At 31.4% G+C, this 15,163-nt stretch carries 15 protein-coding genes and 1 pseudogene; 12 read left to right on the top strand and 4 right to left on the bottom strand.

The features are described from left to right. Positions 1-49 precede the first annotated feature (49 nt). From L3X37_RS07625 to L3X37_RS07615, 3 genes are all read left to right on the top strand, one after another. The gene (locus tag L3X37_RS07625; protein ID WP_237239574.1) at positions 50-1,117 is read left to right on the top strand and encodes a family 43 glycosylhydrolase; all 1,068 of its coding nucleotides are present in this window, start codon (positions 50-52) and stop codon (positions 1,115-1,117) included. 152 nt (positions 1,118-1,269) lie between these two features. Further along, positions 1,270-2,811 carry a sulfatase gene (locus L3X37_RS07620; protein ID WP_237239573.1) on the top strand — a complete coding sequence of 514 codons (1,542 nt, stop codon included), beginning with the start codon at positions 1,270-1,272 and terminating at the stop codon, positions 2,809-2,811. A gap of 115 nt (positions 2,812-2,926) precedes the next feature. After that, positions 2,927-4,108, top strand: coding sequence for a DUF6786 family protein (locus tag L3X37_RS07615; RefSeq protein WP_237239572.1), 1,182 nt, complete (start codon positions 2,927-2,929; stop codon positions 4,106-4,108). 319 nt (positions 4,109-4,427) lie between these two features. Here L3X37_RS07615 and L3X37_RS07610 read toward each other — a convergent pair whose 3' ends face one another. Further along, the gene (locus tag L3X37_RS07610) at positions 4,428-5,474 is read right to left on the bottom strand and encodes a glycosyltransferase (RefSeq protein ID WP_237239571.1); all 1,047 of its coding nucleotides are present in this window, start codon (positions 5,472-5,474) and stop codon (positions 4,428-4,430) included. Positions 5,475-5,531: 57 nt separating this feature from the next. Here L3X37_RS07610 and glf point away from each other — a divergent pair, with 57 nt between their 5' ends. Both glf and L3X37_RS07600 read left to right on the top strand, forming a co-directional pair. After that, entirely contained in the window at positions 5,532-6,638 is a 1,107-nt protein-coding gene (glf, locus tag L3X37_RS07605; protein WP_237239570.1) for a UDP-galactopyranose mutase, read from the top strand. A gap of 24 nt (positions 6,639-6,662) precedes the next feature. Continuing rightward, on the top strand, positions 6,663-7,433 hold the full coding sequence (locus tag L3X37_RS07600; protein ID WP_237239569.1) for a glycosyltransferase family 2 protein: 771 nt from the start codon (positions 6,663-6,665) through the stop codon (positions 7,431-7,433). Here the strand turns inward: L3X37_RS07600 and L3X37_RS07595 are convergent. Genes L3X37_RS07595 through L3X37_RS07585 form a run of 3 tightly spaced genes read right to left on the bottom strand, consistent with a single transcriptional unit; the run spans position 7,411 to position 9,920 of the window. Then, positions 7,411-8,175, bottom strand: a complete 765-nt coding sequence (locus L3X37_RS07595) for a lipopolysaccharide kinase InaA family protein (protein WP_237239568.1) — start codon at positions 8,173-8,175, stop codon at positions 7,411-7,413. The two genes, L3X37_RS07600 and L3X37_RS07595, sit on opposite strands and share 23 nt — an antisense overlap. Next, positions 8,162-8,971 carry a glycosyltransferase family 2 protein gene (locus tag L3X37_RS07590; RefSeq protein WP_237239567.1) on the bottom strand — a complete coding sequence of 270 codons (810 nt, stop codon included), beginning with the start codon at positions 8,969-8,971 and terminating at the stop codon, positions 8,162-8,164. Before L3X37_RS07590 ends, L3X37_RS07595 begins: the two co-directional genes overlap by 14 nt. A 16-nt stretch (positions 8,972-8,987) precedes the next feature. Beyond that, positions 8,988-9,920: an FkbM family methyltransferase gene (locus L3X37_RS07585; protein ID WP_237239566.1), complete on the bottom strand. Its 933-nt coding sequence runs from the start codon at positions 9,918-9,920 to the stop codon at positions 8,988-8,990. A 165-nt stretch (positions 9,921-10,085) separates the two neighbouring features. Between L3X37_RS07585 and L3X37_RS07580 the strand changes: the two genes are divergently transcribed. The 7 genes and pseudogenes from L3X37_RS07580 to L3X37_RS07550 all read left to right on the top strand — a co-directional run bounded on the left by L3X37_RS07580 (position 10,086) and on the right by L3X37_RS07550 (position 15,158). Then, positions 10,086-10,256 carry a hypothetical protein gene (locus tag L3X37_RS07580; RefSeq protein ID WP_237239565.1) on the top strand — a complete coding sequence of 57 codons (171 nt, stop codon included), beginning with the start codon at positions 10,086-10,088 and terminating at the stop codon, positions 10,254-10,256. Positions 10,257-10,681: 425 nt separating this feature from the next. Continuing rightward, the gene (locus tag L3X37_RS07575; protein ID WP_237239564.1) at positions 10,682-11,083 is read left to right on the top strand and encodes a glycosyltransferase family protein; all 402 of its coding nucleotides are present in this window, start codon (positions 10,682-10,684) and stop codon (positions 11,081-11,083) included. Beyond that, positions 11,083-11,642 (top strand): annotated as a pseudogene (locus L3X37_RS07570) (L-threonylcarbamoyladenylate synthase). The gene L3X37_RS07575 and the pseudogene L3X37_RS07570 overlap by 1 nt, the downstream one beginning before the upstream one ends. A gap of 76 nt (positions 11,643-11,718) precedes the next feature. Continuing rightward, positions 11,719-13,137: a CCA tRNA nucleotidyltransferase gene (locus tag L3X37_RS07565; protein ID WP_237239563.1), complete on the top strand. Its 1,419-nt coding sequence runs from the start codon at positions 11,719-11,721 to the stop codon at positions 13,135-13,137. A 2-nt stretch (positions 13,138-13,139) separates the two neighbouring features. Next, positions 13,140-13,592, top strand: a complete 453-nt coding sequence (locus L3X37_RS07560; protein WP_237239562.1) for a GNAT family N-acetyltransferase — start codon at positions 13,140-13,142, stop codon at positions 13,590-13,592. A 1-nt stretch (position 13,593) separates the two neighbouring features. After that, positions 13,594-14,607: a COX15/CtaA family protein gene (locus L3X37_RS07555; protein ID WP_237239561.1), complete on the top strand. Its 1,014-nt coding sequence runs from the start codon at positions 13,594-13,596 to the stop codon at positions 14,605-14,607. Positions 14,608-14,645: 38 nt separating this feature from the next. After that, positions 14,646-15,158, top strand: coding sequence for an IS1096 element passenger TnpR family protein (locus L3X37_RS07550; protein ID WP_237239560.1), 513 nt, complete (start codon positions 14,646-14,648; stop codon positions 15,156-15,158). Positions 15,159-15,163: the final 5 nt, after the last annotated feature.

Raw genomic sequence — 15,163 nt, 5'->3', positions numbered from 1 at the left:
TAAATAATTTCAATATACATTACAAAAATATAATACATTCAGAATAATTATGAGATTAAAACATGCACTAATCAAATCCACTTTACTTTTTACGGTATTTTTGTTACTGTCCTGTCAGGAAGGAAAACAGAATAATGCAGAGGTCATTGCTGAAAACGTAAAAAAAGAATCTCAAAAAGAAGTTTCGTATAGTTACACAAAACTTAACGGCATAGGCGAGGAGGCGAACCTTACCCGTCGCGACCCAAGCGATGTGATAATGGTAAACGGCCAGTACTATGTATGGTATACTAAAACAGATAAGCATTTTAGTGGGTACAATGCCTCTATTTGGTATGCTACTTCTAAAGATGGGGTTAATTGGGAAGAAAAGGGAGAAGCCATTCCAAGAGGAGCAGCGGGAAGTTGGGATGCCTATAGTGTATTTACCCCAAACGTATTAAAGAGCAATAATAAGTTCTATCTATACTATACAGGCGTAAAACCTACGCCTGGTAATGCAGAAGGTGTTTTCGAAAACAACTCTGTCAACGATATTACAGCCATAGGTTTAATGGAGGCAGATAGTCCCGATGGTCCTTTTAAGCGGGTTTCAGAAAATCCCATATTAGAAACAAGTACCATAAAAAGTGATTTTGACAGTTACAGGATAGACGACTCCTGTGTGCTGTACAGGGAGGGTAAATATTGGTTGTATTACAAAGGACGTTCAGCAAATTATGGCAATAGTGGACCGAGCCATACTAAAATGGGTGTTGCTATAGCCAATCAACCCGAGGGGCCTTATGAAAAGCATACCGAAAACCCTATAACCAATGGAGGTCACGAAGTAATGGTATGGCCACATAAAGAAGGTGTGATGACATTGCTGTCCAGTCATGGAACAGAGGGCAGAACACTTCAATATGCAAAAGATGGTATTAATTTTTATGTAATCGGAAGTTTTGACAATAAGTATCCAAAAGCCCCAGGATATTTTAGGTTTGATGATTTTGAGGGAGAAAAAGAGGAAAAAGAGAACATCACGTGGGGTATTTCCATGTTTTATGGAGACAGAGCTAATAACATTTGGCCTTATTTAATGCGTTATGATATTGAAATCAAGGATGCTGAATAATAATACTTATGGGGTAAGCCTATAGTTCATGAGCAAATATAATTTAGTTGCCATTGCTGCTCAGACAGGAATCCATATAGAGACTGTTTAAAACAGTCTTTAAGTAATAAGAAGTGTAGCCATGGAATACAAAACCTGTCAAACCAATTAAAATGAACAGACCATTAATTTTTTTAATCGCCTTATCTGTATTAACAGCCTTTGGTTGTTCTGAAAAGACAAAATCCAATAAAGCTGTACCCGATAAACCCAATATCATACTCTTTTTGGTAGACGATATGGGCTGGCAGGATACTTCGGTACCGTTCTGGGACAGAAGAACCCCTTTAAACGATATTTACCAGACCCCCAATATGGAGCGTTTGGCAAGTCAGGGAGTCAAGTTCACCAATGCCTACGCGACGTCGGTCTGTTCGCCTACCCGAGTAAGCTTAATGACAGGCATGAACGCTGCAAGACACCGTGTGACCAATTGGACGTTACGAAAAGATGTAAATCAACCCATGGAGGACAATCATAAAACTTTGAGCTTTCCGCAATGGAACGTGAACGGCATCAGTCCGTCTCAAGATACTCCAAGGGCAGCACATGCTACCACATTGCCGCAGCTTTTGCAAGGTGCAGGCTATCATACTATACATGTAGGGAAGGCTCATTTTGGAGCCAGAGAAACCTTGGGCGCCAACCCAACAAACCTGGGTTTCGATGTTAATATAGCAGGTCACGCTGCTGGAGGTCCTGGAAGTTATTTGGGAACGGACAATTTTGGAAACAGGAAAAACAACGTTTGGGGCATCCCGGGACTGGAAGTCTACCACGGGAAGGATATATTTTTGACTGAAGCCCTTACCCTAGAAGCTAAAAAAGCGTTGGATGCATCATTAAGCAAGGAGGAACCATTCTTTCTGTACATGTCCCATTACGCCATACACGTGCCTTTAATGGCAGACAAAAGATTTATCCAGAAGTACTTGGATAAGGGCATGCCAGAGTCCGAGGCCAAATATGCCGCATTAATAGAGGGTATGGACAAAAGCTTGGGCGATTTGATGGATTATATAGAAGAAAAGAACATAGTCGACAATACCATCATCCTATTTATGTCGGACAATGGCGGATTGAGTGCTCATGCCAGAGCAGGTGAAAAGCACAAGCACAATGCTCCTTTAAATAGTGGAAAAGGTTCTATTTACGAAGGTGGTATCAGGGAGCCTATGATTGTAAAATGGCCAAGTATTACTAAACCTAATACTGTAAACGACGATTACTTGATTATTGAGGATTTTTACCCTACCATACTAGAACTGGCAGGGGTAGAGAATTACCAAACCATTCAAAAAATAGATGGGGTCAGTTTCACCGAAAAGCTAAAAGGCAAAGACGAAGCTATCCAAGACCGACCGTTGTTTTGGCATTATCCTAATGAGTGGGGTGTGTCGGGTCCAGGTATAGGGGCTTTTAGCGCTGTTAGGCAGGGTGATTGGAAATTCATCTATTTCCATGAGAGCAAAACCATGGAGCTGTACAATCTTAAAGAAGATATTAGTGAAGCCAATAACCTAATTGAGCAACATACAGATAAAACAAAAGTATTAGCAAAAACACTGTCAGATTATCTTGTAGAAGTAGGAGCACAAATGCCGAAGTATAAGGAAACAAATAAAAAAGTTCCATTGCCAATAGAGTTATTTTAATAGATTAATTGTTTGTTTTAGATCTAATTATTTAAGTAAAATGAATGTAAAATTTAACGTAGGTTTAATTTGTTTTTTCACATTGATTATATCGTGTAAAGGCAAAGTTGAAAAAATGCAAAGGTTGCAAGAATCACCTAAAAAAGAAGAATATCCAAAAGGAACATTTGGATACGATAGGCAGTTTTTAATGCAGCAGTATAAAAACACAATTGTTCTCGAAAATTCAATAGAAAAGTCTTCAATATTAGTGTCTCCAGAACTTCAAGGGCGCGTTATGACAAGCTCTTTAAATGGTAATGAGGGGATGAGCTTTGGGTGGATCAACCATGATTTGATAGCCTCGGGAGAATTGAGCGAACAATTTAATGCTTTTGGGGGTGAAGAGCGTTTTTGGCTGGGTCCTGAAGGAGGTCAATTTTCACTATATTTCCCAGAAAATGTTTCGTTCGATTTTAAGAATTGGAAGGTGCCTACATTAATAGATTCAGAACCCTTTGAAGTTGTAGCGAATAATAAATCAACTGCTGTATTTAATAAAAAGGCTGCTATAACAAATTATTCTGGAACTACGTTCAACTTAGATATTACAAGAACCATTAGTTTGATATCTAAAGACGATATTAAAAACAATTTAGGGTTAATAGATGTAGATTTTTCTGCGGTAGCTTTTAAATCTAAAAACAAAATCGTTAATCAAGGAAATAATGCTTGGACGGAAGATTCTGGAGTTCCTTCCATCTGGATTTTATGCATGTTAAATCCGGCACCGGCAGTTACCGTGGTCGCACCAATTAAAGAAGGAGGAAAAGAAGAATTGGGAGCGAAAGTAAATGATAATTATTTTGGAAAGGTAGACCAAGATAGATTAAAAGCAACAGATAAAACTGTCTTTTTTAAAGCAGATGGAAAGAGTAGAGGCAAAATAGGATTTTCACCTAAAAGGGCTACAAAGTTTATTGGCAGTTATGATGCTAATAACAAAGTATTGACTATTCTTGAAATTGATGAGCCTAGGGTTAAAGATAAGTATGTAAATTCTGCTTGGGAGATTCAAGAAAACCCATTCTCGGGTGATGTTATCAATTCTTATAATGATGGACCGTTAGAAAATGGAGAGCAATTAGGGCCATTTTACGAATTAGAAAGCTCATCACCAGCACTATTTTTAAAATCAAAAGAAAGTTACACACATACGCAAACTATATATCATTTTAGCGGAACCGATAAACAAATAAACGCTCTTGCATTAAAAATTCTAGGAGTTTCAGTAAATGAAATAGAAGCGGCACTGTAAATTAATCAAAAATAATTCCTTGAGGCTTTATTTCTTGCGACATAGCTGGCTACAGCGACGGAGTACGTCAGGGATGGTCTTTTATGTGAAATTTTTGAGCATAGCCTTAGTTATGGGGAGTTAGTAAAAATTTAAATTAATGAAATATAATTTATATCTTTATGATATTAAAGACAATCAAATTTTATTCTTTAATAGTTCTTTTAGAAAATAGTGTACAATTAGGTGAACAACCAAAATAATTATTGTACAATTACTAGTGATAAAGATACATGGCAAATGATTAGTTTAGTTCTGTCATGACGCAAATTGCTAATATTTAATCATTATTCAAAACCTGCAAAGCATTCTTCACAGCGGTTTCAACAAATTGACCTTTCATGACTTTTTCTTGAACTTTTAAAACATTGCTTTTCATTGTTGTATAATCTGTTTCAGATAAATTTTCTAGAATAGCATTCAAATCTTTTAAATTAGAAACGGTTAGCCCTAAATTATTTTCAACAATAAAAGTAGCTATTGCTGCTTGATCCCAAACAACAACTGGAAGTCCGCACAATAAATACAATGAGGTTTTATGCGGATTGTTATATTTTAAGTATTCGCCTAAATCGCCACTACAAGCTTCAGTAGAAATACCATCCCAAACTAAACCAAAATGAGCTTCAATTTTATGTGCAATTTGGTCTGACGGAAAAGCACCTTGATAAAAAATAATAGAATCATCTTTACTAACTTTTAGCTTACTTTCATCAAAACCAATACCGTATAATTTTAAATTATAGTTGCTATTATCTAAAATATCAAAATCAAAAATATAAGCATTCTTCCCTTCACCAAAACCACCTGCGTAAGCTATGCTATATTTATCTTTTTTAATAACTTTATTATTTTGAATCGGTTTTTCTCTAGACACATAATCAAAAATACCCAAAACCACCATAGGTATTGTTGTGCCTTGGTCTAAAAACCACTGCTTCATAGATTGGTTGTGCACGATAATAACATCAGAGCATACTATTTTAGACAGCTCCTTTTCAACATCTTTCACTCGCCCTTTTAAGCTTCTAACATCGTGTACAATGGTTATCATTTTGCAACGTTTTAATTTTACAAAAAACAAAATGAGTTTTCTAAATTTATTGTTGGGATATTGTGTGCAAATTGTTGATTTAAATGGTAAGCGTAAAAGAGCTATGGTAATTCCAAAAAAATTCTTTACTGTACCAATAGCTGAATTTGGTATTGATGATTGTTTAAAGCCTAAGTTTTTAAAACCCAAGTTTTGTAACGAAATCTCGCAATCGGTTTTTGCTTTTCCAGCAGCAGTAAATAACGACTTATAGTTTCTAGAAATGTAATACATTAAGTAAAAATTTTTTTAAGGAAATTAATATTCTAGTTTTGTTAAAAATATAAAAGTATGCAAAGGTATGATTATTTAATTGTTGGAGCTGGATTATTTGGTTGTGTATTTGCTCACGAAGCAACTAAAGCTGGTAAAACATGTTTGGTAATTGATAAAAGACCCCACGTTGGTGGTAATGTATACTGCGAAAACGTAGGTGGTGTAAACGTACATAAGTATGGTGCACATATTTTTCATACTAACGATAAACAAATTTGGGATTATGTAAATCAGTTCGCTGAGTTTAACAATTATGTAAATTCTCCTGTCTCAATTTCTAAAGGTAAGTTATATAATTTACCATTTAATATGAATACCTTTTATCAACTTTGGGGAACGAAAACGCCTGAAGAAGCTAAAGCTATTATTGAAAAACAAATTTTAGAGAATGGTGTTAAAAATCCGAAAAACCTTGAAGAGCAAGCCTTATCTTTAATAGGTAAAGATGTTTACAAAACCCTAATAAAAGAATATACCGAAAAACAATGGGGAATGAAAGCAACCGAACTTCCCGCCTTTATTATTAAACGATTGCCTGTGCGCTATACTTTTGATAATAATTATTTTAATGATAAATACCAAGGTATTCCTATTGGTGGTTACAATAAAATTATTGATGGTTTACTAGAAGGCATTGAAACAAAAACCAATGTTGATTTTTTTAAAAACAAAGAAGAGCTAAGCAAGTTAGCATCAAAAGTTGTATACACTGGAAAAATAGACGAATTCTACAATTACAAATTTGGTAATTTAGAATACCGCTCGCTACGTTTTGAAAATACTAGATTAGAAAAAGAAAACCACCAAGGTAATGCGGTTGTAAATTATAACGATGGTAATATTCCTTATACCAGAATTATTGAGCATAAACATTTTGAATTTGGTAAACAAAAACACACGGTTATAACCAAAGAATTCCCAGAGCAATGGACTAAAGAAAAAGAAGCCTACTACCCTATTAATAATGAAGATAATCAGAATAAATATCAACAATATAAAGTTTTATCACTAGGAGAAGACAATATTATTTTTGGAGGTAGATTAGCCGAATATAAGTACTACGATATGCATCAAATAATTGCTTCTGCGTTGCAAAAAGCTAAAAAAGAGCTAAACCAATAAATTTTATAAATCTGTATTTATAAATTGAAGAATTCTAACAAAATATCAGCTTTACTTATAACTTATAACGAAGTTAACCATATAGTAGATATTATAAAAAATATAAGCTTTGCTGATGAAATTATAATTGTAGATTCTTTTAGTACCGATGGTACTTTTGAAAAATTATTAGAATTTAAAAATGTCACTACAATACAACGTGAGTTTAAAAATTTTGCAGATCAAAGAAATTTTGCACTAAAACAAGCTACTCATGATTGGGTTTTATTTATTGATGCTGATGAGCGCATAACAGATAAATTAAAAACCGAAATTATAAAAAAAACCAACAGCCCAACCGATATTGTTGCATTTATGGTTAAACGTTTATATTTCTTTAAGAAAAAACGCATCCGCTTTAGTGGTTTTCAAACAGACACAACATACCGCTTATTTAAAAATGGTAGCGTAACATATATTAAAGACAAAATAGTACATGAAATGCCAGAAATAAATGGCAAAAGCTCAATGTTAAAAAACCCTATGTTACATTTTTGTTTTAATAGTGCGGTACATTATAAAGAAAAAATGGAGCATTATGCTAGCCTTAAAGCTTTAGAGCTTTATAAAAAAAACAAAAACGCAAATATGATTCATTTTGTTATAAGACCAATTTACAAGTTTATTACAAATTATATTTTTAGATTAGGTTTTTTAGACGGAAAAGAAGGGTTTCAAATATGTTATTTAAGTGCTTATGGTGTTTATTATCGCTATAAAGAACTTAAAAAGCTTACAGCTTCTTCCAAAATTTAAGCTTCTTTTTTAAACGCCTTTTTCTGTGGTATTTTTCTTGAAATGTTTTGGTTTCTTTCCACATTAAATTAAAAATAGTTTCATAATCTTTTCCAGAACATTTGGCATATTCATCGCTCATTACTTCAACCATAGATTTATGAATGGTTAATTTTGAAAAGTTTTTTATTCGTGTTTCAAAATCTAAAGTTTTAAATTCCATTCGGTTTAAATCAACCAAATAAAAATCATAGCCATTTTCTGTTTTCTTAATTAAAGTATTACCAGGAGAATGATCTAAAAAATGAACTCCTTTTTCGTGTAAATTGAATGTAAATCGTGTAAAGCCTCTTAATACTTCATTATAATTAGGAATATTAAAATCTGTTGTGAGCTCTCTATACGTGTAGTCACAATCTATTTGCTCGCTTATGTAATAACTTTTTTTAAATAAAAAAGGTGTTTTAAATTCATAATAGGCAATGGGTTGTGGTGTACCAATATTTAAGTTTTTTAATTTATTGGCATATTCAAAAGAGCGTTGTGCTTTACTTTTTCTAAAAAAACGATAGGCTATTTGATTTATAATATTTGGAATTCTAAACGATTTAACATTAATCGTTTCATTATTTAATCTAAATAATTTTAACGAGTTCCTATCTTGATTACCAAAGTTTTCTCCTTTTGAATCAAAATTGGCAATAATGTCATCAAAAAAAACATTATTGTGCTTGTACTCTTTGTGTATATTACTGCTTTTCACTTAAATATTTGTCAACGCCTTTTTCACACCAAACAGACTTATTTGCTATAGTACTCTCTTCAATATTATTATTAATTTCTAATCTATCTTTAGATTTTTCTTGATGAAAAATATGGTATACAATACCACAATACCTTAACCTTTTTCCTCTTATCCCTCTATTATGAAAACGCAATGCAAGTTCAGAGTCTTCTCTTCCCCAACCTTTAAAATCTTCATTATAACCATTTACCGCTAAAAAATCACTTTTAAAATATGATGTATTACATCCTCTAAATTTCTTAGAAAATACATTTTTAGTTTTATATAGTATCGTTAAAAAAGGTGCGTATATAGCTCTTGTTCTTTTTTTAATTCCTTTAGAAAAAACATGAAAACTCGTTTGCTTTTTTAAAAACAAGTCTTTTAAATAAAATGCTTGAATATTAACTCTGCTTCCAAACAAATAGTGATTTATTTTAGCAAACTTTAAATGATTTTTAATAAAGGAATTGTGCAAAATACAATCTCCATCGGTTTGAATAATATAATCTCCAATTGATTTAGAAACTGCTTTATTTAAAATCATAGATTTATTAAATCCAATATCTTCATGCCAAATATGTTTTAATGGTACAGGAAAATCTTTCTGAAAAAACTCAATTAAAAGTTTGGTTTCTTTTTTAGAACCATCATCTGCAATTATTACTTCGGTTGGAAATACTTTTTGATTTTTTACACTCATTAAAACCAACTCCAAAGCTTCTGACCAATTATAAGTAGATATAATTAAAGTTGAATTAATGTTTTGATTCATCTAGTGCCTTTAAATTTTATTTTTCAAAAACGTTATAACCATCTAATCTAAGTTTTTCAATGGGTATCAAAAAAACATTATCTAGAGTTGAGCACTCATTTAAGGATTTTATACGATTCCATTTCACCCCATTTTGCTTATAAATATTATAATTCTCTGGGATAAGTGGAAAAAAACGATTGTCTAACTCAACTTTTCGAGCTTCATAATACGGCTTATTAACTTCCATTAATATTGTTGGTCTATGCTTACTAAAAACTTCTTTTCCTCCTTCTAAACAAAAATCTTCATGCCCTTCAATGTCCATTTTTACAACATCTATATTAGCAAAATCACTATATTTTTCAATCCAAATATCATCTAAAGTTTCAAGTTTAATTGGAGAAAGTTTAAAGCCTTCATCCATAGATTTACTTGTTTTTATGGCAGCATTTCCTGTATTAGCCCCGTGCTTAAAGTCTTCTCTCAACGTAATTTGTGTTTCTTTAACTTTGTTTGATAATCCAAATTTATTAACCTCACATATCTCACTTAAATCATTAGCTGCTAAATTGTTTTTAAGTCTTAAATAGTTTCCTTCAAAAGGTTCAAAAGCGACTACTTTCCCTTTAGCATTTTTTAATCTGATAAAATTACCCATAGCAACAGAATAATATCCAATATTGCCTCCAATATCTAAAAAGCTAAAATCTGGATTAAATAGAGATTGTATAACAGCCATTAAATCTGGATCGTATTTTCCAGTATAGAATGAAATTCTTTCAGTTTTCGTACTTAAATCTACAAGCATTGTTGTCCCATCATGCATTTTAGCAGTTACAATAGGCTCAATACCAAAAAACAGAAATAATTTATTAAAATGTTTATATAGTTGGTTTAGTTTACGATGATAAACTAATTTTCTTGTAATTCTGGATAATCCATTTAAAACTTTATTAGCAAACTTCATTTATACAATTTTCAATCATGTCAAAAATAAACAAGTTTAATTTATTATAATATATAAACTTATAGTTTAATTTTTTCTATTTATAAAACATTAATCTAAAACTTAGTTCTTAATAATAGGAAAACTATATTTTTATGCATTATATTTTTTTTAGCCATAGCCCATATGAAAATTTTAATAGTAGATAGAGGCGGAAAAATTCCTGCAGTTAAGTACGGTGGTACCGAACGTGTTATTTGGGGGTTAGCAAAAGAACTTCATAATCAAGGGCATGACATAGTCTTTCTAGTACCTAAAGGATCGTATTGTGATTTTGCTAAAATCATTGATTTATGACCCTAACAAAGATTTAAATGATCAAATACCAAATTATATAGACTTAGTGCATATCCATTTTAATATTTATACACCTTTAAAAAAACCATATTTAATTACGATACATGGTAATTATAATTCAGATGAAAAACTACATAAACAATCCGTTTTCTTATCTAAAAATCATGCTCTCAGGCATAATTCTAAGACTTACGTATATAATGGATTGGATTGAGATGATTATCCAAAAATAGATTTAAATAAAGAACGATCCTATCTTCATTTTTTAGGCAAAGTATCTTGGAAATTAAAAAATTTAACTGGAGCTTGCGAAATTGCAAAAAAACTAATAATCAGCTAATGGTTATGGGTGGAAATAAATGGACAGAAGCCAATATAAAAAGAGGATTCAAATATCTTTTTAATTCAAAATAAAATACTTAGGCATGGTAGATAACACTTTAAAATCTAAAATAGTAAGCTCATCTAAAGGGTTAGTTTTTCCTGTAAAATGGCATGAACCTTTTGGCTTAGCTGCTATTGAAAGTTTATTTTATGGTAGCCCTGTTTACTCAACATCATATGGTTCTTTAAAAGAACTTATTATTAAAGATGTTGGATTTACAAGTAATTCTCTGAAAGAAATAATTTATGCTATAAAAAACAGTGACTTTTCTCCAAAATATTGCCATGAATATGCTAAGGATTGCTTTAATGCTAAAGTAATGACAAATAATTATCTTAAACTCTATGAAAAAGTTTTGAACGGAAAGCTTCTTAATGAAGAAAACCCTTATTTAATTAATCCTGAGGATAATAAATTATTAAAAATTTTTAAATCTGATTAATACAAAACCAATTAAACAAAGCCCTACAGATATTAAAAAATGGAGGACTTATACTTTACCCAACTGATACTTTTTGAAGCATTGGTTGCGATGCTACTAACCCAGAGGCTGTAAAAAAAATATATAATTTAAAACAACGCGAAATCACCAAACCATTGATTTGTTTAGTATCTGATGAAAGAATGCTAAAAAATATGTGAAAACTATACCCGAAGCCGCATATAGTATTATTGAAATTTCAGATAAACCAATTACAATAATTTACGACGAAGCACAAAATTTTGCTTCAAATTTAATGGCTAATGATGGTACCGTTTCAATACGAATTCCTGATGATTATTTTTGTTATCAATTAATTAGGAAACTTAACGATGCTTTCGTTTCAACTTCTGCAAATATTAGTGACTAACCTACTCCAAAATCATTTAAAGAAATAAGTCCTGCTATTTTAAAAGGTGTAGACTATGTTGTAAATTTGCATCACGAAAAAATCTGCAACAAACCCTCTTCAATTATTAAATTGAGTAATAGTGGTATTGTAAAGATTATACGAAAATAAAAGACTCAAATTTCAAGTACTAAATTCCAATCAATATTGGTTTGGAGTTTGGAATTAAATTTTTGGAATTTAATAAATGAATTATAAAACCGCACTCAAGCATCCTATTTTTAAGGTTATATCGCAATCTGCTAAAGAATTAAATTTAGACAGTTATGTAATTGGTGGCTTTGTGCGTGATTACATATTAAATCGTGGCAACGCTAAAGATATCGATATTGTTGCTATTGGTAGCGGTATTGAGCTTGCTAAGCAAGTAGCTAAAAACTTACCTAACAAACCCAAGGTTCAAATATTTAAAACCTATGGTACTGCCATGTTACGGTACGATGATATTGAAATAGAATTTGTTGGTGCTAGAAAAGAATCTTATAACGAAAACAGCAGAAACCCAATTGTTGAAAACGGCTCATTGAAAGACGATCAAAATCGTAGAGATTTTACTATAAATGCACTAGCTTTAGATTTAAACAAGAACAAACTTGGAGATTTACTTGATCCGTTTAATGGTATTGAAGATTTAAAAAATGAAATAATAAGAACCCCTTTAAATCCAGATATAACCTATAGTGATGACCCTTTAAGAATGATGAGGGCTATACGTTTTGCTACTCAACTCAATTTTAAAATTGAAGACGAATCGTTAAAATCTATTTCAAAAAACAACCACAGAATTAAAATTATAACTAACGAGCGTATTGTTGTAGAATTAAATAAAATCTTAGAAAGCAAAACACCTTCAACTGGTTTTTTATTATTAGAAAAAACAGGACTATTAAACTATATTTTACCAGAAATTACTGCATTAAAAGGTATTGATGAAATAGAAGGACAACGCCATAAAGATAATTTTTATCACACTTTAGAAGTTGTTGATAATATTGCAAAACATACTGAGAACATTTGGCTACGATGGGCTGCTCTGTTACACGATATTGGCAAAGCACCAACAAAAAAGTTTAGTAAAAAAGTAGGTTGGACATTTCATGGTCATGAATTTGAAGGCTCAAAAATGGTTTATCATTTATTCAAAAGACTTAAAATGCCATTAAATGATAAAATGAAATTTGTTCAAAAAATGGTACTTATGAGCTCACGCCCTATTGTACTAGCTCAAGATATTGTAACCGATTCTGCTGTGCGCCGTTTAGTTTTTGATGCTGGTGATTATGTAGAAGATTTAATGACGCTTTGCGAAGCAGACATAACGACCAAAAATCCGAAAAAATTCAATAAATACCACAATAATTTTAAAATTGTTAGAGATAAAATAATTGAAGTTGAAGCACGCGACCATGTTCGTAATTTTCAACCACCAATTTCTGGTGAGGAAATTATGAAAACCTTTAATATAAAGCCATCTCGCGAAATTGGGCTTATTAAAGAAGTTATAAAAGAAGCTATTTTAGAAGGAGAAATACCTAACGAGCACGATGCCGCTTTTAATTTAATGCTAAAAGAAGGCGAACGTTTAGGCTTAAAAACAAATGTCTGAATATGCTAAAATTGGTTAGAACAGATTTTAACAACACTGACTTTGCTAGTTTGGTTAAAAAACTTAATTTCTACTTAAAAACTGTGGACGGAGATGACCACGATTTTTACAATCAATATAATAATATTGATATTTTAAAGTATGTTGTCGTTGCTTATTATAAAAATGTTCCTGTTGGCTGTGGTGCTTTTAAAAAATTTGATAAAAATAGTGCAGAAATAAAACGAATGTACACAAATTCTAATTATAGAAATGAAGGTGTAGCTTCTAAAATATTAAACGAATTAGAAATTTGGAGTAAAGAGATAGGGTATAATACTTGTGTTTTAGAAACTGGAAAGAAACAAACTGAAGCAATTCAATTTTACAAAAAAAACAACTATACAATTATTCCTAATTTCTACCCTTATAAAAACATGGCAAACAGTTTATGTTTCAAAAAAGAGATTATGTAGCATGAAAAAAGACAACAAAAAAGTTATTTATTGGTTATTTACTGGATGTATTCTCATTTTTATAATGGTAATTGTAGGCGGTATTACTAGATTAACAGATTCTGGCTTATCTATATCAAATTATAAATTAATAACAGGCACCATTCCACCACTAAATAGTACCGAGTGGCAAGAAGCTTTTGAATTGTATAAGCAGTACCCAGAATACCAAAAGTTACACTCACACTTTACCATTGACAATTTTAAAAGCATTTACTTTTGGGAATGGTTACATAGACTAATTGGTAGAGTTATTGGTTTAGTTTTTATAACTCCGTTTTTATATTTTCTTGTAACCAAACAACTTACAAAAAAAACGATTAAAAAGTGCTTGGTATTATTGGCTTTAGGTGGATTTCAAGGTTTTTTAGGTTGGTATATGGTTAAAAGTGGTTTGGTAGATAGACCAGATGTAAGTCATTACCGCTTAGCCGCCCATTTAATTACAGCCTTCTTAACTTTTGCAGCAACACTTTGGGTAGCATTAGATTTGCTTTATCCGAATAAAAAATCAATAAACATAAAGTTTAGAAATCTCATCATTTTCAGTTACTTTATTCTTATAATTCAAATAATTTATGGTGCTTTTGTTGCTGGTTTAAAAGCCGGTTTATTACATAACCACTGGCCTTTAATGAATGAAGGTAAATTTATTCATCACACAGTTTATACACTTAATCCTTTTTATAAAAATTTAATTGAAAACCCAAGTGGTATTCAATTTATTCATAGAATTTTAGCATATTTAGTTGTTATTTCTATTGCATTTATATGGTTTAAAGCTCGTAAATTAACCCTTTCAAGCCTACAAAAAAAAGGCATATATGTACTGTTAATATTAGTTGGGTTTCAATTTTTATTAGGTGTTTTAACCTTAATATTTGCAGTTCCGTTATGGTTAGGAATTGCCCATCAAATAGGTGCATTTTTTCTGTTAAGCGCTATGACTTTTACTTTACATCGTTTTAGTAAATAATACAAAAAGACTTATCTTTGCATCAATAATTTTTTAGAATGATTTACAGATTTAGAGTTATACTTGATAATGATACCGAAGATGATATTTTTCGTGATTTAGAAATCCGAGAAACTGACACTCTAGAAGATTTACATAATATCATTACTCAATCTTTTGGGTTTGATGGTACTGAAATGGCATCATTTTATGTTAGTAACGACCAATGGGATCAAGGTGAAGAAATTTCTTTATTCGATTTAAGTGATGATAATTCGGCTCGTTTAATGAACGAAACATCTTTAGATAGTGTTGTACACGAAGCCCAAACAAAATTAATTTACGTTTACGATTTTTTAAGCATGTGGACTTTTTATGTTGAACTTGCCGAAATTGTTGAGGAAGAAGAAGGATTTAATTATCCTAACCTTATGTTTGTACAAGGTCAAGTACCAGACCAAGCACCTGAGAAATTATTTGAAGCCGACGAAGACGATGATTTTAATGAGTTTGAAGACGAATTAGATATTGACGATTACGATAATTTAGATTTTGATGAAAATTGGAATTAATTGTC

It is taken from the genome of Wocania arenilitoris, from assembly GCF_021728535.1.
Taxonomy (GTDB): Bacteria; Bacteroidota; Bacteroidia; order Flavobacteriales; family Flavobacteriaceae; genus Wocania_A; species Wocania_A arenilitoris.
This window is presented reverse-complemented; position numbering and strand designations above follow the sequence as displayed.